Raw genomic sequence first — 21,170 nt, 5'->3', positions numbered from 1 at the left:
ACCATACAGGTCGATAGAGATGCGCTTTCTGCTCCGCATCACATTCTGGCTCGGGCTGGTGCTGGTGCTCCTGCCGCGGGACAAGACGCCCGAATCGGACAAGCTGCCGCAGATCGGCGCTGCCGACGCGGTTCAGGCTGCGACCGCGGCCGTCTCCGACATGACCCAGTTCTGCAAGCGCCAGCCGGCGGCCTGCGAGGTCGGCGGGCAGGCCGCGACCATCATCGGCCAGCGCGCCCAGGACGGCGCGAAGAAGATCTACCAGATCATCAACGACAAGAAAGATCAGATCACCAACGACAAGAACGAGAAAAACGACAAGAACGACAAGAAGGCGCCCGACCATACCGGCTCGATCGCCATGGCCGGCGAAGGCGATGCCGTCTCGAGCGAAGCGCCGCACGACACCCTGAGTCAGGACGATCTCGCGCTGGAATGGCGCGGCCCTCAAGCAGCGAATTAGGCCCCAACCCTATCGATTTCGCCGCTTCGCATCCCTATATTGGCGGGAAGCGGGAACACGGGCCAGCATGACGACAATCGACGAAATCAGGGACAATTTCGAGCTTCTGGACGAGTGGGACGACCGCTACCGGTACGTCATCGAGCTTGGCCGCACCCTGGAACCGATGCCGGAGGCGGAACACTCCGCCGCGAACAAGGTGAACGGCTGCGTCAGCCAGGTCTGGCTGCAGAAGCTGGTCGACCGCAGCCATGGCGCGCCGATCCTGAAGTATCGCGGCGACAGCGACGCCCATATCGTGCGCGGACTGGTCGCGATCGTGCTGTCGCTCTATTCGGGCCGCACGCCGCAGGAGATTCTCGATACCGACGCGATCGCGGTGTTCAACGAGTTCGGCTTTCGCGATCATCTGACGCCGCAGCGCTCCAACGGCCTTCGCTCGATGGTCGAGCGCATCAAGACCGATGCGAAGGAAGCGCTGGCGGAAGCGTCGTAAGTAGCTTCGCAAAGCGAAGCGTGCCCACGTCCTGAGCGTGATCGGAAAAACTCGTGGCCACGGCGCGCAAGAGCGCACCTTGCCCGCCCTGCGACACCTCCAGAGCAGCGGCGTGTCACGCTACCCGCGCTACTTCCCCTTCTTCCGCTGCTGCTGCCCGAGGCCCATCTGCTTGGCCAACTGCGAGCGCGCCACTGCGTAGTTCGGCGCGACCATGGGATAGTCGGCCGGCAGGCCCCATTTCTCGCGATATTGCTCCGGCGTCATGTTGTACTGCGTGCGCAGATGGCGCTTCAGCGATTTGAAGCGCTTGCCGTCTTCGAGGCAAACCAGATAATCCGGCGCGATCGACTTCTTCAGCGAGACCGCGGGCTTCGCCGGTTCGAGCGGTGCGCTCTCAGTGCGGCCGGACGACACCCGCACCAGCGCGCCATGCACCTGGCTGATCAGGTTCGGAATATCGGCGGCCGGCGTCGGGTTGTTGCCGACATAGGCCGACACGATGCTCGCCGTCAGCTCGATGAAATTCTTCGCCCCAGCGTCCGACATCGGCCCGCCCTCTCTCCACCTTGCGCCTCACGGGATAGACGACGCCGAACTATCCGTGTCAACCAGCCGTTCGGCCGAAATGCGACAACTGGCGAGGATGAGCTGACGACGGGTGGAGAGAGCTTTATCTCGCTCAGCCGCGCTGGTCGAGATGCGAGCGCAGTTCGTCGATCGAGGCAAAGCGCATCATGCCCTCCGGCATCTGCGCTTCGATCGAGCCGTCGGAATAGAGCGAATAGGCCATGCCGTCGACGATGCCGGATTTGAGCACGGTGACGGACGGCTGCTCGACAGGTGGTGGAGGCGCCGGCTCCGGCGCAGGCGGGGCGGCCTCCGCGAAGGTCGATGGCGAGCGCGGCGGCGGGCGGCGCAAGGCAGGCGGCGGCTCCGGCGGACGCATGCGGTCCGGCTTCGGCCAGGCATCGTCAAAGCTTGCAGACGGAGTCTCCAGGGCCTCACTGGGCTCGGCAGGCAGTTGCGGCGGCGCGCCGTCGGTGGCCTTCGCCTCGGCACGCTCCCGCTCCTTGCGCGAGGTCGATGCGAACAACAGATTGCGCCGGCGCGGCGTTTCCGGAGCCGCGAGCGGCGTTGCAGCCTCAGGCTCCGGCGGAGCCTCGACACGCGGACGCTCCCGCGCGGCAGCTTCGCTCTGCCAAGGCGGCGGCCCTGCAGCCGGTGGCGGCGGTGGCGGCGCCGAGTCGTTTCTTGCCTCGCTCCTTGCCGCCGATGCAGGCATCGGCTCGGGCGCAGCGGCGCCCGGCCCGGATGCACCGAGGCCCGGCAGCACGGGCCTGACCCGCACCTCGGACGGCGCACCGGCCAGCCGGCGCGCGATGCCCCGCAGTTCCGCGACCACGACATAGAGGCCGGCCAGTAACAATCCGGAGCAGACGGCGATGGTGCCCGAGATTATGAGGGGGCTGCCGAGGCTGAACTCCCTGACTGAGAAGCCGAACAGGATCGAAAGGAGGCCCGCCACGACGGCGAAAATCCCCACGATCAACAATGCCAAGGTCATCGAACTCACCCCCGGTCGCACGTCCACACGCGACCCGTCACGCCACGATACCGTCATACGGTGTTCCACGCCAACGACCAAATACAAGCAGCGTTCCTAATGGGAAGGAAATCAGAGACTTATTCACATTCCCTTCAGCTAGGGCTCGCTACTGCTGGGTGACTGCCGCTGATCCGGAATTGCTGCGTCGCATCAGGAATTTAGCCATAATGCCCAATTACTTGGTAATGGAACTGCGCTATAGGGAGTCCGGGGTTGAGGCCCGCGCGCACCAGCAGGGCCAAGAGGGGATTCCGGGGCACCGATAGCCATGACATCCATCACGACTTCGGCGATCGACACGCCGCAGCGGCGCTCGGTCGAACGAACTTGCGACGATCTTGCCATGCTGGTGCTGGCTGCGGTCGCCGTCATTGCCGGCTTGACCTTCCGCGACTACGGCCTCGGCTGGGACGACTACACCCACGCTGAATATGCCGACCTGCTGCTGCGCATGTTCGGTTCCGGCTTCAAGGACACCGCGGCGCTCTCCTTCGCCAATCTCTACATGTATGGCGGCGGCTTCGACATGGTCGCGGCCCTCCTGCACAAGATCATTCCGCTCGAACTGTTCGAGACGCGACGCCTGGTCGGCGCCATCGTCGGCGTGATCGGACTTGCGGTGACCTGGCGCCTCGCCCGCCGCATCGGCGGCCCCCTGGCCGGCCTGGCCGCACTCCTGCTGCTCGCGCTCTGCCCGATCTTCTACGGCCACATGTTCATGAACCCGAAGGACGCGCCCTTCGCGGTGGCCATGATCATCCTGATGCTCGGCCTCGTCCGGCTCGCCGAGGAATATCCACAGCCGTCGCCGCGCACGATCCTGATCGTCGGGCTCGGCGCGGGCCTCTCGCTCGGCTGCCGCATTCTCGGCGGGCTTGCGCTGGTCTATGCCATGCTCGGCTTCGTGCCGCTGTTCCTGGAGGAACTGCGCGGCGAGGGTCTGCGCGAGGCTATCAGGCGCTTCGCCCATGTCGTCTATGTGCTGCTGCCCGGCCTCGCGTTTGGCTATCTCGTGATGGGCCTGATCTGGCCGTGGTCGATCCTGGAGCCCGGCAATCCCTTCGAGGCGCTGACCTATTTCTCGCACTTCTTCGAGAAGCCGTGGAAGGAGATGTTCGACGGCGCGATCGTGTCGGTGCCCGACATGCCGTGGTCCTATCTGCCGACGCTGTTCGCGCTCCAGTTGCCCGAGGTGATGCTGGTGCTGACGGCCGGCGCCGTGGTCAGCACCTTCGCCATGCTGCCGCGAGGCCACGTGCCGGCGCGGCGCAAGACCATCATGCTGATGCTGACGCTGGCGGCGACCCTGCCGCTCGCGATCGCGATGGTGAAGCGGCCGGCGCTGTACAACGGCATCCGCCATTTCGTGTTCGTGATTCCGCCGATGGCGGTGCTGGGCGGCGTCGCATTCGCGAGGGGAATGGAGCGCCTGCGCGCCAATCACCGCACCTGGCAGCCGGTCGTGCTCGCGACCTTCTGCTTCGGCCTCGCGCTGTCGCTCGCCGAGATGATCCGGCTGCATCCCTATCAATACACGCATTTCAACCACATCGCCGGCACCGTACGCGGCGCCGACGACCGCTTCATGCTGGACTATTGGGGTCTGGCGCTGAAGCAGGCCTCCGACGAGTTGCGCGAGCAGATCGTCGAGCGCCAGGAAGTGCCGCCGGCTGGCCGCAAATGGAAGGTCGCGGTGTGCGGTCCGCAGCGCCCGGCGCAGGTCGCCCTCGGGCCCGACTTCACCATCGGCTGGGATTCCAACGCGGCCGATTTCGCGATGACGCTCGGCGAGTTCTACTGCAAGGGCCTCACCGCGCCCGTGATGGTCGAGATCAAGCGCGACGACGTGGTGTTCGCCCGCGTCTACGACATCCGCGGCCGCAGCATTTCCAGCCTGCTGTCGATCCCCGCGCCGTAATGATCTTCGTGGCCCGCTCCATGCGGGCTACGCTGGACTGCCGCGCTCTGTGTGCCTTGCTGCCAACCTGGAGCGGTACTACGCTCCCTCCCCGCAACAACGATGTTCGGAGAGACCAGCCATGTCGCCAGCGGAAGCGCGCCTGAAGGAAGTGCCCTCCAACATGACGGAGGCCGAGTGGCAGCAACGGGTCAATCTCGCCGCCTGCTATCGCCTGGTCGCGCTGTACGGCTGGGACGATCTGGTCGACACCCACATCTCCGCCCGCGTGCCCGGTCCCGACCATCACTTCCTCATCAACCCCTATGGGCTGATGTTCGACGAGATCACGGCCTCGAGCCTCGTCAAGGTCGACCTGCACGGCAACCAGCTCTCCGAGAGCGAATACAGCATCAACCCGGCCGGCTTCACCATTCATTCTGCGATCCACGAGGTGCGCGAGGACGCGATCTGCGTGCTGCATCTCCACACCCTCGACGGCACCGCGGTGTCGAGCAGCGCGGAGGGTCTCTTGCCGCTGAACCAGACCGCCCAGCTCGTCACCCACGACCTCGCCTATCACGACTATGAAGGCATCGCGCTCGACCACGACGAGCGGCCGCGGCTGCAGAAGGATCTCGGCGACCACAACCACATGCTGCTGCGCAATCACGGCACGCTGACGGTCGGCCGCTCGGTCGCCTCCGCCTTCGAGCGCATGTACCACCTCGAGCGCGCCTGCTCGATGCAGGTGCGCACGCGCGCGCTCGGTACGCCGGTCTATCCGGTCGAGGAAATCGCGATCGAGAAGAACACCGAGCTGCTCGCCAACCGCGATCGCGCCGAGCTGCGCGCGACGAACCTCGTCTGGCCGCCCTTGCTGCGCAAGCTCGACCGCGAGCTTCCGGGCTACCGGTCTTGAGATTTTCGGGATTTGGTGTAGAGTAGCTCTCAACGAACCTCTACGCCTTTTGGAATGAAACGCCGCCCAATTCCGGGCGGCGTTTTTATTTTGGGCCACTCGTCATTGCGAGAAGCGAAGTGACGAAGCAATCCGCGGCGGGATTTCTGGATTGCTTCGCTGCGCTCGCGATGACGGGGACAGAGTGCCCTTATTTCACTTCCGCGAGCGCGGCGAGGATCCTTGCCCAGGAGCGGATGCCCTTTTGGAAGCTGCGCAGGTCGTATTTCTCGTTCGGCGAGTGGATGTTGTCGTCATCGAGGCCGAAGCCGACCAGCAGCGAGTCGAGGCCGAGCGTGCGTTTGAAGTCGGCGACGATCGGGATCGAGGCGCCCGAGCCCATCAGCACGGTCTCCTTGCCCCATTCCTCCGTGAGCGCCTTGCTGGCCGCCGCAAGCGGCTTCATGTTCCAGTCGAGCGCGACGGCGGGCGCGGCGGAATGGTCGCCGAACTCGACCTTGCAGTCGCCCGGCAGCCGCGCCGTGACGTAGTCGCGGAAGGCTTTGCGGATCTTTTGCGGGTCCTGCCCTTCGACCAGGCGGAACGAGACCTTGGCCGAGGCGTGCGAGGGGATCACCGTCTTGGAGCCCTCGCCGATATAGCCGCCCCAGATGCCGTTGACATCGCAGGTCGGGCGCGACGATGCCTGCTCGATCAGCAGCCGGCCCTTTTCGCCCGCCGGGATCGACAGGCCGATCGGCTTGAGGAACATCTCCGGCGTGAGGTTGAGCTTCTTCCATTGCGCGAGGATGTCCGGCGGCAGATCCTTCACCCCGTCATAGAAGCCGGGAATGGTGATGCGGTTGTCGTCGTCGAACAGGCCGCCGAGAATTTTCGTGAGCACCCGGATCGGGTTCATCGCGCTGCCGCCGAACACGCCGGAATGCAGGTCGCGATTGGCGGCGGTGATCTTCAGCTCTTCATAGAGCAGGCCGCGCAGCGAGGTCGTGATCGCTGGCGTGTTGCGATCCCACATGCCGGTGTCGCAGACGAGCACGTAGTCGGCCTTGAACTCGTCCTTGTTGGCCTCGATGAAGGGCACGAAATTCTTCGAGCCGACCTCCTCCTCGCCTTCGATCAGGAAGGTGACGTCGATCGGCAGCGAACCGGTCACTTTCTTCCAGGCACGGCAGGCTTCGACGAAGGTCATCACCTGGCCCTTGTCGTCCTCGGCGCCGCGCGCGACGATGATCTTGCGGCCGTCGGCGTGGTCGGTCACGACGGGCTCGAACGGCGGACGGTGCCAGAGATCGAGGGGATCGACAGGCTGCACATCGTAATGGCCGTAGAAGATCACATGCGGCCGCCCGCCGGACTTGCCGTCTCCCTGGGTCTTGCCGACGATCGCGGGATGGCCCGCGGTCGGCCTCACCTCGGTGGCGACGCCGAGGCTCGCGATGTCCTTGGCGAGATGGTCCGCCGCCGCCTTGCAATCCCCGGCAAAGGCCGGATCCGCGGAAATCGACTTGATCCGGAGCAGTGCGAACAGACGCTCCAGGCTGTTGTCGAAGTCCTTGTCGATGTGATCGAGCACGGATTGAAGCTGCGCATGGGCCATGGTCATGTTCCTGATTTCCGGTGTCGAGATATCTGCGCTTTTAGCGCCGCCGCCGCGCCGGTGCCAGCCACGACACGACGTAGCAAGCCTGCGCATGGCGGGCGTCTCGAAGGTCGCTACGGGAGAGCTGCCTACCTTCGCAGCAATCCGCCGAGCGCGCCGCGAACCAGCGTGCGGCCGATCGAGCCGCCGAGCTGGCCGCCGAGCGATTTGCCGATATTGGCCGCCATCCCGCCGATCACCTGGTTGGTGACCGATCGCGTCACATCCCGCGCGATGACCTGGCCGGTCGACATGCGGCCGCGCTTGACGTTGGTGCCGAACACCGTGCCGACGATCGAGCCGATCTGGCCAAGAATGCCGCCGCCGCTTCCGCCAGCCGATCCGTCGGCCGTCGCCGCCGTGCCGGCGATGCGCTTCTGGATCATCTCGTAGGCGGACTCTTCATCGACCGCGGTGTCGTATTTACCCTTCACCGGGCTTGCAGCCATGATCGCCTTGCGCTCGTCCGGCGTAATCGGTCCGATGCGGGCCGACGGCGGACGGATCATCACCCGCTCGACCATGGTCGGCGTGCCGTTACCTTCGAGGAAGGACACCAGCGCCTCGCCCTTGCCGAGCTCCATGATCACCTTGGCGGTATCGAGCTTGGGGTTGGGCCGGAAGGTCTGGGCCGCGGCCGCGACCGCCTTCTGGTCGCGCGGGGTGAAGGCGCGCAGCGCGTGCTGCACCCGGTTACCCAACTGTCCGAGCACACGGTCGGGCACGTCGATCGGGTTCTGCGTCACGAAGTAGATGCCGACACCCTTGGAGCGGATCAGGCGGACCACCTGCTCGATCTTGTCCATCAGCGCCTTGGGCGCGTCGTTGAACAGCAGATGCGCCTCGTCGAAGAAGAACACCAGCTTCGGCTTGGGCAGATCGCCGGCCTCGGGCAACTCCTCGAACAGCTCCGACAGCATCCACAGCAGGAATGTCGCGTAAAGCCTGGGGTTCTGCAGCAGCTTGTCGGCGACCAGGATGTTGACCATGCCGCGGCCGTCGCGGTCGGTCTTCATGAAGTCCTTCAGCGTCAGCGCCGGCTCGCCGAAGAATTTGGTGCCGCCCTGGTTCTCCAGCACCAGCAGCTGGCGCTGGATGGTGCCGACGGTGGCCTTGGTGACGTTGCCGAACCCCTGAGCCGCCTTTTTGACGTCGGCCAGCGGGCTCTCTTCGGCATCCGCCCCCTTCTTTCCGCTATCGGGCACGATGGCGTCGAGCAGTGCGCGCAGATCCTTCATGTCGATCAGGGTCAGCCCGGCGTCGTCGGCGACGCGGAAGGCGACGTTGAGCACGCCTTCCTGCACGTCGTTCAGATCGAGCATGCGCGCGAGCAGAAGCGGCCCCATTTCCGTGACGGTCGCCCGCACCGGGTGGCCCTGCTCGCCGAACACGTCCCAGAACACCGTCGAGAACTGGTCGGGCTGGAATGTCAGCCCCATCTCGGAGGCGCGCTTGAGGATGAAGTCCTTGGCTTCGCCGACCTCGGAGATGCCGGAGAGGTCGCCCTTGATGTCGGCGGCGAAGACCGGAACGCCGGCACGCGCAAATCCTTCGGCCATGACCTGCAGCGTCACGGTCTTGCCGGTTCCGGTTGCACCGGTAACGAGGCCGTGGCGATTGGCGAGCGCCAGCGCCAGCCATGCCTGCTCGTCTCCCTTGCCGACGAAGATCTTGTCGTCGGTATCGCCGAGCTTGCTGTCCTGTGCGGTCATACTTCTCTCTGATCTCTTCTGCCGGGTTTCGCGTATTGAAACTCGAATGCACCAGTTCCGTAGTTTAACGCATGTCGCGCGCCGATTAAAACCATTCAACGCGCTCCGCGCATGCGACATTGTCGGAAACCGACGAATGCTATCAGCCAAAAGTAGGAACGAGCCGTTCGCAACGCGGCATTTTTTCGCCGATTCCATCTCCGCTCTTGCAACGCTGCAACACCTTTTGCGCGTTCGAAGGTGAATCGCGGCGAGGCCCGCGTTCATCGCTTGTATTTCACATCACACCGGCTCAAGATCATTTTCGAAAGCAATACTCCGGCATACAACCGGCTGAGGGGCGGGCCTTATGGACGAGCTGATCGGGCGGCTGGCGACAAACGCCAGCATAGATGGTGCTGTCGCTGAAAAGACCGTCGGCATCATCCTGGGCTTCCTCCGCAGCGAGGGTCCTCCCGATAGCGTGCAGGCCCTGATCGATCAGATCCCCGGAGCGGAAGCCGCGATCGAGGCATCCAGGAGCGGCGGCGGACTGTCGCGGCTGATGGGCGGCGGCCTGATGGCGGTCGGCACGCGCCTGATGGGCCTGGGGCTCGGCATGTCGGAGATTCAAAAAGTCGCCCGTGAACTTTTCCGCTTCGGCCGAGACAAAATCGGAGCGGATCAGATGGGCAAGATCGTTGCGGGGACGCCGGGCCTCAGCCAATTCGCCTGAGCCTTATTTCGCCTGAGCCTTGGCATTTCATATCGAGTATCATGACATATCCGATCTCCGAGATTGAGGGCCTGTCGGTCTTTGCCGCCAACAAGTTGAAGGCGGAAGGTATCCGCACCACCGACGCGCTGCTCGAGGCGGCCGGCACGGTGAAGGGCCGCAAGGCGCTGTCCGCCAAGACCGGCATCAGCGAGCAGTTGCTGCTGGAATGGGCCAACGTCTCCGACTACATGCGCATCCCCGGCATGGGCCGGGCCAAGGTCGGCCTCGTCCGCGCCGCCGGCGTCACCACCGTGCGCGAACTCGCCTATCGCAATCCGGCAAGGCTCGCCCAGAGCATGCGCGACGCCAACGAGAAGAAGAAGCTGCTCCGTATCCTGCCCTCCGAGAAGTCGGTCGGCGACATCATCGCCAAGGCGAAGAAGCTGCAGCCGAAGATCACGTATTAGCTGTGGCGTATTGGTCCGCCCTCTCCCCGTCATGCTGAGGTGCGAAGCACGGGACGCAGCGCGTCCCGTGGAGAGCCTCGAAGGATGAGCGGCCACACCTCGACAGCCGGGCCGTCGCCCTTCGAGGGCCGCTGAAGGAACGGCCACCTCAGGGTGACGGGAAAGCGAGGCTGGTAGCCCTCGGCATCCCGACCCCGCTTGACTCCCCCTCCCCGACCGCTAAAGCCACCCGCATGAATGCCTCGCCCTCCCCAACCGTCTCCCCGGCCGGCTCGGCCGGGCCAGATGCGCTGCGGACGCTGCTGGAACGGCCTGTCCCGGCGGTGATGGGCGTGCTCAACGTCACCCCGGACTCCTTCTCCGACGGCGGCGAGTTCATCACGCCCGACAAGGCGCTCGCGCGCGCGCGGGCGATGATCGCGGACGGCGTCGACATCATCGATATCGGGGCCGAGTCCACCCGGCCCTACAAGGGCGCGAAGCCGGTCACGGCGGACGACGAGCTCGCCCGGCTGAAGCCGGTGCTGGCTGGCGTCGCGGCCCTCGGCGTGCCGGTCTCGATCGACAGCATGAAGGCGGAGGTTGTGGCCTTCGCGCTCGACCAGGGCGCGTCGATCGCCAACGACGTCTGGGGCCTGCAGCGCGACCCCGCCATGGCGCCGCTGGTGGCGGCAAGAGGCGTGCCCATCATCGTCATGCACAACCGCGACGACGCCGATCCCGCAATCGACATCGTCACGGACATGAAGACGTTCTTCCTGCGCTCTCTGGATATCGCCGCCAAGGCCGGCATCGCCCGCGACAAGATCGTGCTCGATCCCGGCATCGGCTTCGGCAAGACCGCCGAGCAGAGCATGACCGCGCTGGCGCGGTTACGCGAATTCGAGATGTTCGGCCTGCCGATCCTGGTCGGCGCCTCGCGAAAACGCTTCATCGCCTCGGTGTCGCCGTCCGAGCCATCGGGGCGTCTCGCCGGCTCGATCGCCGCGCATCTGATCGCCGCGCAGCGCGGCGCCAAGATCATCCGGACCCATGACGTCGCCGAGACCCTGCAGGCCCTGCGGGTCGCGCACGCGATCGAGGGCAAGCCAGAGGGCAAGTAATGACCGACACGATCTTCGTCACCGGCCTGTCGATCCATGCCCGCCACGGCGTGATGGATCACGAAACCGAAGTCGGCCAGCGCTTCGTCATCGACCTCGAGCTCTATACCGACCTGTCGGAGCCCTCGCGCAGCGACCGGCTCGCCGACACCGTGTCCTATGCCGACGTGGTGGCGACCACGACCGCGGCGTTCAAGAACACCAATTACAAGCTTCTGGAGCGCGCCGCCGGCGCGGTGGCCGATGCCATCCTGTCGCACTTCCCGCGCATCCGCGCCGTGAAGATCACCGTGCACAAGCCGCATGCGCCGATCGCCGCGATCTTCGACGATGTCGGCATCATGCTGACGCGCTCGCGGCATCCCTGACATGGCGAGCGTACTGATCGCACTCGGCGGCAATGTCGGCGATGTCCGCGCGACGTTCCGCAAAGCGATCGCGCACATCTGCGGCATGGCGCAAGGCGCATTGATCGCACGCTCTTCGGACTATGCGACCCCGCCCTGGGGCGACCAGGACCAGGCCCCATTCACCAATGCCTGCATCGAGATCGAGACCCGCCTCGATCCGCACGCGCTGCTGTTCGTGCTGCAGAAGGTCGAGCAGAAGTTCGGCCGCACGCGCGACAAGGATCGGCGCTGGGGCCCGCGCACGCTCGATCTCGACATGATCGCCTATGACGATGTGTCCTTGCAGAAGCCCGACCTGACCTTGCCGCATCCGCGCCTGTTCGAGCGCGCCTTCGTGCTGGTGCCGCTGGCCGAGATCGCGCCGGACCGCGTGATCTCGGGCATTCGTGTGCGCGACGGGCTTGCCAGCGTCTCGACGCAAGGCATTGAGCGGCTTCCGGATACCGGTTAACCAAAAACGACCGTTTGCAGGGACGGTCCGCCGTGGCAAATTCGCCCCGCGAATAACAAGACGTTTGGGAGCCCTTCGCCGCATGACCTCCGTGACTGACGACCTGCCGCTGGCGGCGGATTTTCCCAAGGCGACCGTCGAGGACTGGCGCAAGCTGGTCGATGGCGTGCTGAAGGGCGCGCCGTTCGAGAAACTGGTCGGCAAGACCTATGACGGACTCAAGATCGATCCCCTCTATCCGCGCGCCAAGGGTGTCGCGCCCGTGGCGGGACGGGCTGCGGCCGCGCCCTGGCAAATCATCCAGCGGATCGACCATCCCGATGCGGCGCTTGCCAATGCGCAGGCCTTGCAGGATCTGGAGAACGGCGCGACCGGGCTCGCGCTGGTGTTCGCCGGCGCAAACGGCGCTTACGGTTTCGGGCTGGAACCTTCGGCCGACGCGGTCGCAAAGGTCCTGAAGGACATTCATCTCGATGCCGGCATCGGCCTAGAGCTTCAGATCGGTCCGCAGTCGCGGATGGCGGCGATCCATGTCGCGGAATATGTGAAGACCCAGGGCCTCGATCCCGCGGCCTGCAACATTCGCTTCGGGCTCGACCCGCTCGCGGCCGGCGCGGTGTGGGGCCACAGCCCTTACACGTGGGAAGAGATCGCTCCCGCGATCACGGGTGCCATCAAGGGCCTCGCCGGGCTCGGCTTCAAGGGACCGTTCGCCTCCGCCGACGGACGCGTGATCCACGATGCCGGCGGCTCCGAGGTCCAGGAGCTCGCCTTCGTGCTCGCTTGCGGCATCGCTTATCTGCGCGCGATCGAAGGCGCCGGTATTCCGCTGGAAGCCGCGCAAGGCATGGTCTACGCGCGGCTCTCCGCCGACGCGGACCAGTTCCTGACCATGGCCAAATTCCGCGCGCTGCGGCTGCTCTGGGCGCGCATCGAGCAGGCCTGCGGGCTGACGCCGAAGCCGCTGTTCATCGCTGCCGATACGGCCTGGCGCATGCTGACGCAGCGCGATCCCTACGTGAACATGCTGCGCGCGACCATCGCGACGTTTGCCGCCGGGCTCGCCGGCGCCAACGCGATCACCGTGCTGCCGCATACGCTGGCGCTCGGGCTGCCCGATCCGTTCGCGCGCCGCGTGGCGCGCAACACGCAGCTTTTGCTGCTGGAAGAAAGCAATCTCGCCAAGGTCAGCGATCCCGCAGCGGGCGCCGGCGGCATCGAGACGCTGACCGCGCAGCTTTGCGAAGCCGCCTGGGCCCTGTTCCAGGAGAGCGAGAAGGCCGGCGGCGCTTTTGCCGCGCTTCAGCAAGGCCTGTTCCAGAGCAAGGTCGTGGCCGCGCGCAAGGCGCGCGACACCAACATCGCAAAACGCCGCGACGTGCTCACCGGCGCCAGCGAGTTTCCAAACCTGCATGAAAGCGAAGCCACCGTCCTGAAGGCCACGCCGGTCGCGCTCGCCCCCTATGGCGAGCAGAAGTATAAATTCGATCCGCTGCCGCCGATCCGGCTCGCGGAACCGTTTGAGGCACTGCGCGACAAATCCGATGCGATGCTGAAGGCGCGCGGGACGCGGCCAAAAGTATTTTTGGCCAACCTCGGCACGCCCGCCGATTTCACGGCGCGCGCGACCTTTGCCAAAAGCTTCTTCGAGGCCGGCGGCATCGAGGCCACGGGCAGCGAAGGCTTTGTCGATCCAGCGAAGCTTACCGCCGCCTTCAAGGCTTCCGGCGCCGAGCTGGCCTGCCTGTGTTCCAGCGACAAGGTCTATGCGGAACACGCCGAAGCCGCGGCCAAGGCCCTGCAAACCACGGGCGCGCGACATATCTATCTGGCGGGTCGCCCTGCTGATGCCGAGGCGACGCTGCGGGCCGCCGGCGTCACGGGCTTTGTCTTCGCCGGAGGCGATGCGCTTGCCACGCTGCAAGACGCCTATCGACGGATGGAGCAGCCATGACCGACACCTCTAAACCCGTTCTCACCGGCGGCTGCCAATGCGGGGCGGTGCGCTTCGGCGTCACGACGGCGCCGAACCGGGTCTCGATCTGCCACTGCCGCATGTGCCAGAAGGCGGCCGGCGCGCCGTTCGCCTCCTTTGCCGACATCAACAAGACCGATTTCACCTGGACCAAGGGGCAGCCGTCCTTCTTCCGCTCCTCCACCATTGCCGAACGCGGCTTCTGCGCCGCCTGCGGCACCCCGCTGAGTTTCGGCCGGATCGACGGCGACCGCATCGAGATCATGACCGGCGCCTTCGACCGCCCCGACCGGGTGATCCCGACCCGGCAGTTCGGCACCGAATCCCGCCTCGGCTGGGTGGTCGGCATCGCCAATCTGCCGAGCCAGACCACGCAACAGAATTACGGACCGGAGAAGATGGCGACCATCGTCAGCCATCAGCATCCGGATCATGATTGATGATATGGTTGAAGCCATGAGCCGCATTCCGAATTTTGCCGACATCGCCTTCGAAAGGGCTACCACCGCCGCGCCCGCGGGGAGCGCCGAGCCGTGGCTGACGCCCGAGGGAATCCTGGTGAAGCCCGCTTATGGCGAAGCCGATCTTGCGGGCCTCGACTTCCTCGAGACCTATCCGGGCATCGCGCCCTATCTGCGCGGTCCCTATCCGACCATGTATGTCAACCAGCCCTGGACGGTCAGGCAATATGCCGGCTTCTCCACGGCGGAAGATTCCAACGCGTTCTACCGCCGCAACCTCGCTGCCGGACAGAAGGGCCTCTCGGTCGCCTTCGACCTCGCGACCCATCGCGGCTATGACTCCGACCATCCGCGCGTCGGCGGCGACGTCGGCATGGCTGGTGTCGCCATCGATTCCATCTACGACATGCGCACGCTGTTTGCGGGCATTCCGCTCGACCAGATGAGCGTGTCCATGACCATGAACGGCGCGGTGCTGCCGATCCTCGCGCTGTATGTCGCGGCGGCCGAAGAACAGGGCGTGCCGCCGGAGAAGCTGTCGGGCACCATTCAGAACGACATTCTGAAAGAGTTCATGGTACGCAACACCTACATCTATCCGCCCGCGCCCTCGATGCGGATCATCTCGGACATCTTTGCGTACACCTCGCAGAAGATGCCGAAGTACAATTCGATCTCGATCTCCGGCTATCACATGCAGGAGGCCGGTGCGACGCAGGACCTCGAGCTCGCCTATACGCTCGCGGACGGCGTCGAATATCTGCGCGCCGGACTTGCCGCTGGCTTGGATGTCGACCGCTTCGCGCCGCGCCTGTCGTTCTTCTGGGCCATCGGCATGAACTTCTTCATGGAAGTGGCAAAACTGCGCGCCGCGCGGCTGCTCTGGGCGAAGCTCCTGAAACCCTTCAACCCGAAGGATCCGCGCTCGCTGTCGCTGCGCACGCATAGCCAGACCTCGGGCTGGTCGCTGACCGCGCAGGATGTCTTCAACAACGTGATGCGCACCACCGTCGAGGCGATGGCGGCGACGCAAGGCCACACCCAGTCGCTGCACACCAACGCGCTCGACGAAGCGCTGGCGCTGCCGACCGATTTCTCGGCGCGCATCGCCCGCAACACCCAGCTGTTCCTGCAGCAGGAGAGCGGCACGACGCGGATCATCGATCCCTGGGGCGGCTCTTATTATGTCGAGCGTCTCACCCGCGACCTCGCGGCCAAGGCCTGGAGCCATATCCAGGAGGTCGAGGAGCTCGGCGGCATGGCAAAGGCGATCGAGGCCGGTCTGCCGAAGCTGCGCATCGAGGAAGCCTCCGCCAAGACCCAGGCCCGCATCGACGCCGGCAAGCAGGCGGTGATCGGCGTCAACAAGTACAAGCCGACCGACGAGGACAAGATCGAGATCCTGAAGGTCGACAATTCCAACGTCCGGCGCCTGCAGATCGACAAGCTGACGCGGCTGAAATCCGAGCGCAACCAGAAGGACGTCGATGCCGCGCTCGCCGCGATCACGCGTTCGGCCGGCGAGGGCAACGGCAATCTGCTGGCGCTCGCGATTGATGCTGCGCGGGCCAAGGCGACCGTCGGCGAAATTTCCGACGCGATGGAGAAGGTGTTCGGCCGGCACCGCGCCGAGATCAAATCCATCACCGGCGTCTACAAGCGGGAGGCGTCCAGCATGGGCAACCAGGTCGAGAAGGTACAGGCGCTGATCGACGCCTTCGAGGAGGCCGAAGGCCGCCGCCCGCGCATCCTGGTCGCCAAGATCGGCCAGGACGGCCACGACCGCGGCCAGAAGGTGATTGCGTCCGCGTTTGCCGATATCGGCTTCGACGTCGACATCGGGCCGCTGTTTGCCACCGCGGACGAGGCCGCCCGGCAGGCGGTCGAGAACGACGTGCACATCCTCGGCGTCTCCTCGCTCGCCGCCGCCCATCTGACCGCCGTGCCGGAGCTGAAGGCCGCGCTGAAGAAGCAGGGCCGCGACGACATCATGATCATCGTCGGCGGCGTGGTGCCGCCGCAGGATTACGATGCGCTCTATGCCGCAGGCGCGGAAGCCATCTTCCCGCCGGGCACGGTGATCGCGGAGGCCGCCGAGGAACTGATCCGCAAGCTGAACGCCCGGCTCGGCCATAGCGAGGCGGCGGAGTAGCTTCGCCGTCTATTTTCCGGCAAGAAAGGTTTGCGTGATGTTTCTCGCGCCAGGTTTCATGCGCGCGCTCGCTGTTGCCGCGGTTTGCAGCGCGCTGTTCGATCCCACCCACGCCGCCGACCCCAAGCCCGACACCGTCATCAAGACCAAGAGCATCGAGGCGCGCCTCTTCCTCGACGACAAGATCAAGGCGGATGCGGCACTGGCGGCGGACTGCCTCGCCGAAGGCAAAAAGTGGCTCGACAAGAACGCGGCCGAAGCTGCCGCCACGCGCAAGGCCGATCCGCAGTTCTTTAAAGACGGCGGCTGGGATTTCGAGCGCAAATACTCAATCCGCTCCGTCGTCGCCGATCGCTATGTCAGCATCCTGCGCGACGACTACATGAACACTCGCGGCGCGCATCCCAATTCGGACGTGAACACGATCCTGTGGGACAAGGTGGACAACAAGCGCATCTCGATCCGCCCCTTCTTCACCGAGACCGCCGACAACGGCGCGACCATGAAGGCGATGGTGAAGGCCATCATCACCTCGCTGAAGGCCGAGAAGAAGAAGCGCGACGCCGGCGAGACCGCAACCGACGAATGGTTCAAGGAGCTGAAACCGAGCCTGCTCAAGATCGGTGCGGTGACGCTCGCGCCCTCGACCGTGGCGGGCAAGAGCTCCGGCCTCACCTTCCACTATCCGCCCTACGCCGTCGGCCCCTATGCCGAAGGCGAGTATGTCGCCTTCGTGCCGTGGGAGACGCTGAAGCCTTACCTGGCGGCGGAAGGCACCCGCATCTTCGGCGGCGCGCGGCCGAAGGGCGATGCGGACGAGCCGTGAGCGATCGCTAACCGGATCGCGGTTGGGTCCGCGCCAACGTCCGCGCAAGTGAATCCGTCCAATCCGGAATCCAGGACGCAAACAGGGCCTGCCAGCGATCGGCGTCCGCGGGCTCGGTCTCGAGGGCGACCGACCATTCGATGAGGGTGCGGTCGCCCTCGGTGATCGGGCGCAGATGCATGGTGCCTTGATAGCGTGTCGGTGCCGGCGCCTGACGTCCGTCATCTTGCGGATAGGGCAGCGCTTCGAGGCCCGCATAGGTCAGGGTGTGCTTGCGGTCCGAATGATCGACCAGGCGCTGGCGGATCCAGTTTCCGAGATAGCAGAAGCGCCTGACGGCGCCGACTTCATCGCCGCGCTTGTCGTCTTCGATCACACTCTCGCTGACGCCATCGATATAGGCGGGATAATTGTTGAAATCGCGGATCAGCGACCAGACTTGGTCCAGCGGGCGGTCCAGCACGGCGCTGTAATAGGCTTGGGTCATCGTTACTTGCCTTCGGCTTTCGTTACGCGCTCAGGTTGGTGGAGCGCGCAGACAAAACCCACCCGATTTCCGATTGCACATCCGATGGGCATGCGGTTTTCACACAACATGTCGATCTCGTTGGTAGCGCTACCTTGCGGCGGCGCTGCAAAGCCGACTAGAATGTCGTCATTGACAAGAGCGCCCGACGTCACGGGCGCCGCTGGGAGGCATTCAATGTCCAAGATTTCGCGCCGCACCTTTGCGGCTTCGACCGCCGCCGTCGCGGCATCCGCCGCTTTCGGGTTCAAGCCGGCACTCGCACAAGCCTATCCGGCCCGTCCGGTCACCGTGATCGTGCCCTGGGGCGCCGGCGGCGGCACCGATGCCACCGCGCGCATCGTCGCTGCGCTGCTGGAAAAGGACCTCGGCCAGCCCTTCAACGTGGTCAACCGCACCGGCGGCTCCGGCGTGGTCGGCCATAGCGCGATCGCGACCGCGCAGCCCGATGGCTACACCATCGGCATGCTCACCGTCGAAATCTCGATGATGCACTGGCAGGGCCTCACCGAGCTGACGCCGAAGAGCTACACGCCGCTGGCCCTGATGAACGAGGATCCCCCGGGCATCCAGGTCTCGTCCTCCTCGCCCTACAAGACGGTCAAGGAGCTCGCCGAGGCGATCAAGGCCGCCCCTCCCGGCAAGTTCAAGGCTTCGGGCACCGGCCAGGGCGGCATCTGGCATCTGGCGCTGGTCGGCTGGATGCAGGCGATGGGCCTGCCCGCCAACCAGGTTGCCTGGGTGCCGTCGAACGGCGCCGCGCCCGCGATGCAGGATCTCGCCGCCGGCGGCCTCGATCTCACCACCTGCTCGGTTCCGGAGGCGCGCGCCATCATCGAGGCCGGCAAGGCCAGGAGCCTCGCCATCATGGCGCCCGCACGCAATCCGGTCTTCAAGGACGTGCCGACGCTGAAGGAGGCGATGGGCATCGACTACGCTACCGGCGCCTGGCGCGGCATCGGCGCACCGAAGGGCCTGCCGCCGGAGATCGCAACCAAGCTCACCGCGGCGCTGAAGAAGGTCTACGAGTCCGCCGAATTCAAGGACTTCATGAGCAACCGCGGCTTCGGCACCGTATGGGGCGATGCAACCCAGTTCGCGGGCTTCATGGACAAGGGCGACGCCCAGATGGGCGAGGCGATGAAGGCGGCGGGCCTCAGCAAGGCTTGATTTTTTCACCTCGCCCCGCTTGCGGGGAGAGGTCGAACTCGAGCTTCGCTCGAATGCGGGTGAGGGGGAGCTTCCACGAGTCCAACTCTCACCGTTGTCGCGGAGACTCCCCTCACCCCACTCTCTCCCCGCATACGGGGAGAGAGAGAACTTCTCTCACAGGACTTCTCTCCATGCGTCTTCCCGACTCCATCACGGGATCGTTTCTCGTCGCACTCGGCGCTGCGGCCGCCTATGGCGGCTATATCCTGCCGCCGGTGCCGGGCCAGCCGGTCGGCCCCAACGTGTTTCCGCTGGTGATCGGCAGCGGGCTCGCACTGTGCGGGCTCGCGATCGTGTTCGGGATCGGCCACTCCTTCGAGGAAGAGGAAGAGCTGATCCCGCTGGAGGACGGCCAGGCCGCAGCTCCGCCGCCGCAGAGCAAGCTATACGGCCTGCGCGCGTTGCTGCCGCCGGCGCTGCTGCTGTTCTACGTATTTGCCGCCGACCGGCTCGGCTTCATCATCACCGCGGCGATCATGGTCTATGTCACCTCGACCGCGCTCGGGGCCAAGTGGAAGCTGGCGCTGCCGCTCGCCGCGCTCTCGCCATTCGCCATCCACCTCATCTTCGGCAAGTTGCTGCGTGTGCCGCTTCCTGCCGGCCTGCTGCCGACGCCCTGGTAATTCTCCATGCTCAAGACCCTGATTGAAGCGTTCGCCTTGATCTCCACCTGGGAGGTCATCATCGCGATGGTCGCAGCCTCCGTGTACGGCCTCGTGATCGGCTCGCTGCCAGGCCTGTCGGCGACGATGGCGACCGCCCTGCTCGTCCCCGTCACCTTCTACCTGTCGCCGATCGCGGCGATCGCGACCATCGTCGCGGCCTCCTCGATGGCGATCTTCTCGGGCGACATTCCCGGCGCGCTCTTGCGTATTCCCGGCACGCCAGCCTCCGCTGCCTATGCCGATGAAGCCTACGCCATGACGCGCAAGGGCCAGGCCGAGCTCGCGCTCGGCGCCGGCGTGTGGTTCTCCGCCGTCGGCGGCATCGCCGGCGTACTGTCGCTGATGATCCTGGCGCCACCGCTCGCCGAGATCGCGCTGTCGTTCTCGACCTTCGAATATTTCTGGCTGGCGCTGCTCGGCCTGATGTGCGCCACGCTGGTGGCCCGCTCCTCGCCGGTGAAGGCGATCGCCGGCATGTTCATCGGCCTGCTCGTCTCCTGCGTCGGCATCGAGAATCCCGGCGGCGTCCCACGCTTCACTTTCGGCCTCACCGATCTGTTCGGCGGCATCGAGCCGATCCCGGCGCTGGTCGGCGTGTTCGCGGTGGCGCAGGTGATGCGCGCGATGCTGACGCCGGAACCGCCGCCCCTGCCACGACGAAAATTCGGAAGCATCATGGCGGGACAGTGGAAGCTGACCAAGCAGTATCACTGGCAGATGACGCGCGGGAACATCGTCGGCATCATCATCGGCGTGCTGCCGGGCGCCGGCGCCGACATGGCCGCCTGGGTGTCCTACGCAATGTCGAAGCGCTTCTCCAAGGAGCCGGAAAAGTTCGGCACCGGCCATGTCGAAGGCCTGGTCGAGGCCGGTGCCAGCAACAATGCCAGCATTGCCTCCGGCTGGGTGCCCTCGCTGCTGTTCGGCATCCCCGGCGACACCATCGCCGCGATCGCGATCGGCGTCCTCTACATGAAGGGTCTCAATCCCGGCCCGACGCTGTTCACCGAGAAAGCGTCGAGCATGTACGCGATCTATCTGATGTTCATCATCGCGAACATCCTGATGATCCCGCTCGGCATCGCCATGATCCGGGTCGCCGCCTACATCCTGCTGGCGCCGCGCGCGGCCATCATGCCGATCATCATGCTGTGCTGTGCGGTCGGCTCGTTCGCGATCGGCAACAACATGTTCGGCGTCGTCACCGTCGCCGCCTTCGGCGTGATCGGCTATGTCATGGAAGCGAACGGCTATCCCGTGGCCGCCATGGTGCTCGGCATCGTCATGGGCACCATGGTCGAGCAGGCCTTTGTCACGTCGCTGATCAAGTCCGACGGCAGTATCCTGCCGTTCTTCGAGCGGCCCGTCGCGGCCATCCTCGCGTCGATGGCGATCGGCGCCCTGCTCTGGCCGGTGATGGTCTGGGCCTGGCGCAAGGTGAAACCGGCGCAAGCCGCCGCAGCAACAAGCAGGTGATTTGAGGCGGG

General features: G+C 65.4%; 21 protein-coding genes. 16 read left to right on the top strand and 5 right to left on the bottom strand.

Features of this window, described 5'->3' with window-relative positions:
• Window positions 1–19 precede the first annotated feature (19 nt).
• On the top strand, window positions 20–463 hold the full coding sequence (locus ML401_RS11650) for a DUF5330 domain-containing protein (RefSeq protein WP_194407148.1): 444 nt from the start codon (window positions 20–22) through the stop codon (window positions 461–463).
• A 67-nt stretch (window positions 464–530) separates the two neighbouring features.
• Entirely contained in the window at window positions 531–959 is a 429-nt protein-coding gene (locus ML401_RS11645) for a SufE family protein (protein WP_194407147.1), read from the top strand.
• A gap of 129 nt (window positions 960–1,088) precedes the next feature.
• Here ML401_RS11645 and ML401_RS11640 read toward each other — a convergent pair whose 3' ends face one another.
• Both ML401_RS11640 and ML401_RS11635 read right to left on the bottom strand, forming a co-directional pair.
• The gene (locus ML401_RS11640; protein ID WP_211417656.1) at window positions 1,089–1,508 is read right to left on the bottom strand and encodes a MucR family transcriptional regulator; all 420 of its coding nucleotides are present in this window, start codon (window positions 1,506–1,508) and stop codon (window positions 1,089–1,091) included.
• A gap of 133 nt (window positions 1,509–1,641) precedes the next feature.
• A complete protein-coding gene (locus ML401_RS11635; protein ID WP_285812005.1) occupies window positions 1,642–2,526 on the bottom strand; it encodes a DUF308 domain-containing protein in 885 nt (294 codons plus the stop codon).
• A 310-nt stretch (window positions 2,527–2,836) separates the two neighbouring features.
• Between ML401_RS11635 and ML401_RS11630 the strand changes: the two genes are divergently transcribed.
• Complete coding sequence (locus tag ML401_RS11630) at window positions 2,837–4,486, top strand: glycosyltransferase family 39 protein (protein WP_211417658.1); 1,650 nt, start codon at window positions 2,837–2,839, stop codon at window positions 4,484–4,486.
• Window positions 4,487–4,607: 121 nt separating this feature from the next.
• Window positions 4,608–5,387 (top strand): class II aldolase/adducin family protein, encoded by a 780-nt coding sequence (locus tag ML401_RS11625; protein ID WP_145663372.1) that lies wholly within the window; start codon window positions 4,608–4,610, stop codon window positions 5,385–5,387.
• A 190-nt stretch (window positions 5,388–5,577) separates the two neighbouring features.
• Here the strand turns inward: ML401_RS11625 and ML401_RS11620 are convergent, their stop codons facing one another.
• Both ML401_RS11620 and ML401_RS11615 read right to left on the bottom strand, forming a co-directional pair.
• On the bottom strand, window positions 5,578–6,984 hold the full coding sequence (locus ML401_RS11620) for a M20/M25/M40 family metallo-hydrolase (protein WP_211418294.1): 1,407 nt from the start codon (window positions 6,982–6,984) through the stop codon (window positions 5,578–5,580).
• A gap of 131 nt (window positions 6,985–7,115) precedes the next feature.
• Window positions 7,116–8,738, bottom strand: coding sequence for a helicase HerA-like domain-containing protein (locus tag ML401_RS11615; protein ID WP_212067161.1), 1,623 nt, complete (start codon window positions 8,736–8,738; stop codon window positions 7,116–7,118).
• Between the two features lie 349 nt (window positions 8,739–9,087).
• On the opposite strand from ML401_RS11615, the gene ML401_RS11610 reads away from it, so the two are divergent.
• From ML401_RS11610 to ML401_RS11570, 9 genes are all read left to right on the top strand, one after another.
• Complete coding sequence (locus ML401_RS11610) at window positions 9,088–9,453, top strand: DUF2267 domain-containing protein (protein ID WP_211417661.1); 366 nt, start codon at window positions 9,088–9,090, stop codon at window positions 9,451–9,453.
• A gap of 41 nt (window positions 9,454–9,494) precedes the next feature.
• Complete coding sequence (locus ML401_RS11605) at window positions 9,495–9,902, top strand: DUF4332 domain-containing protein (RefSeq protein ID WP_194407141.1); 408 nt, start codon at window positions 9,495–9,497, stop codon at window positions 9,900–9,902.
• Between the two features lie 233 nt (window positions 9,903–10,135).
• Complete coding sequence (gene folP / locus ML401_RS11600; protein WP_285812004.1) at window positions 10,136–11,005, top strand: dihydropteroate synthase; 870 nt, start codon at window positions 10,136–10,138, stop codon at window positions 11,003–11,005.
• A complete protein-coding gene (folB, locus tag ML401_RS11595; RefSeq protein WP_027533885.1) occupies window positions 11,005–11,373 on the top strand; it encodes a dihydroneopterin aldolase in 369 nt (122 codons plus the stop codon). The genes folP and folB overlap by 1 nt, the downstream gene beginning before the upstream one ends.
• A 1-nt stretch (window position 11,374) precedes the next feature.
• Complete coding sequence (gene folK / locus ML401_RS11590) at window positions 11,375–11,866, top strand: 2-amino-4-hydroxy-6-hydroxymethyldihydropteridine diphosphokinase (RefSeq protein ID WP_285812003.1); 492 nt, start codon at window positions 11,375–11,377, stop codon at window positions 11,864–11,866.
• A gap of 82 nt (window positions 11,867–11,948) precedes the next feature.
• A complete protein-coding gene (locus tag ML401_RS11585) occupies window positions 11,949–13,820 on the top strand; it encodes a methylmalonyl-CoA mutase family protein (RefSeq protein WP_285812002.1) in 1,872 nt (623 codons plus the stop codon).
• The gene (locus ML401_RS11580) at window positions 13,817–14,281 is read left to right on the top strand and encodes a GFA family protein (protein WP_140478053.1); all 465 of its coding nucleotides are present in this window, start codon (window positions 13,817–13,819) and stop codon (window positions 14,279–14,281) included. The genes ML401_RS11585 and ML401_RS11580 overlap by 4 nt, the downstream gene beginning before the upstream one ends.
• A 16-nt stretch (window positions 14,282–14,297) precedes the next feature.
• A complete protein-coding gene (scpA, locus tag ML401_RS11575; RefSeq protein ID WP_212067203.1) occupies window positions 14,298–16,454 on the top strand; it encodes a methylmalonyl-CoA mutase in 2,157 nt (718 codons plus the stop codon).
• A gap of 58 nt (window positions 16,455–16,512) precedes the next feature.
• Window positions 16,513–17,280, top strand: a complete 768-nt coding sequence (locus ML401_RS11570; protein WP_285812661.1) for an RsiV family protein — start codon at window positions 16,513–16,515, stop codon at window positions 17,278–17,280.
• 7 nt (window positions 17,281–17,287) lie between these two features.
• On the opposite strand, the gene ML401_RS11565 is transcribed toward ML401_RS11570, so the two are convergent.
• Window positions 17,288–17,767: an SRPBCC family protein gene (locus ML401_RS11565; protein ID WP_285812001.1), complete on the bottom strand. Its 480-nt coding sequence runs from the start codon at window positions 17,765–17,767 to the stop codon at window positions 17,288–17,290.
• 216 nt (window positions 17,768–17,983) lie between these two features.
• Here ML401_RS11565 and ML401_RS11560 point away from each other — a divergent pair, with 216 nt between their 5' ends.
• The 3 genes from ML401_RS11560 (at window position 17,984) to ML401_RS11550 (ending at window position 21,159) form a co-directional block, all read left to right on the top strand.
• On the top strand, window positions 17,984–18,976 hold the full coding sequence (locus ML401_RS11560; protein WP_194407133.1) for a tripartite tricarboxylate transporter substrate binding protein: 993 nt from the start codon (window positions 17,984–17,986) through the stop codon (window positions 18,974–18,976).
• A gap of 173 nt (window positions 18,977–19,149) precedes the next feature.
• Complete coding sequence (locus ML401_RS11555; protein WP_211417668.1) at window positions 19,150–19,641, top strand: tripartite tricarboxylate transporter TctB family protein; 492 nt, start codon at window positions 19,150–19,152, stop codon at window positions 19,639–19,641.
• A gap of 6 nt (window positions 19,642–19,647) precedes the next feature.
• Window positions 19,648–21,159, top strand: a complete 1,512-nt coding sequence (locus ML401_RS11550) for a tripartite tricarboxylate transporter permease (RefSeq protein WP_194407131.1) — start codon at window positions 19,648–19,650, stop codon at window positions 21,157–21,159.
• Window positions 21,160–21,170: the final 11 nt, after the last annotated feature.

Origin of the sequence: Bradyrhizobium sp. 62B (assembly GCF_030272265.2) — a bacterium.
In the GTDB taxonomy this organism is placed as follows: Bacteria; Pseudomonadota; Alphaproteobacteria; order Rhizobiales; family Xanthobacteraceae; genus Bradyrhizobium.
This window is presented reverse-complemented; position numbering and strand designations above follow the sequence as displayed.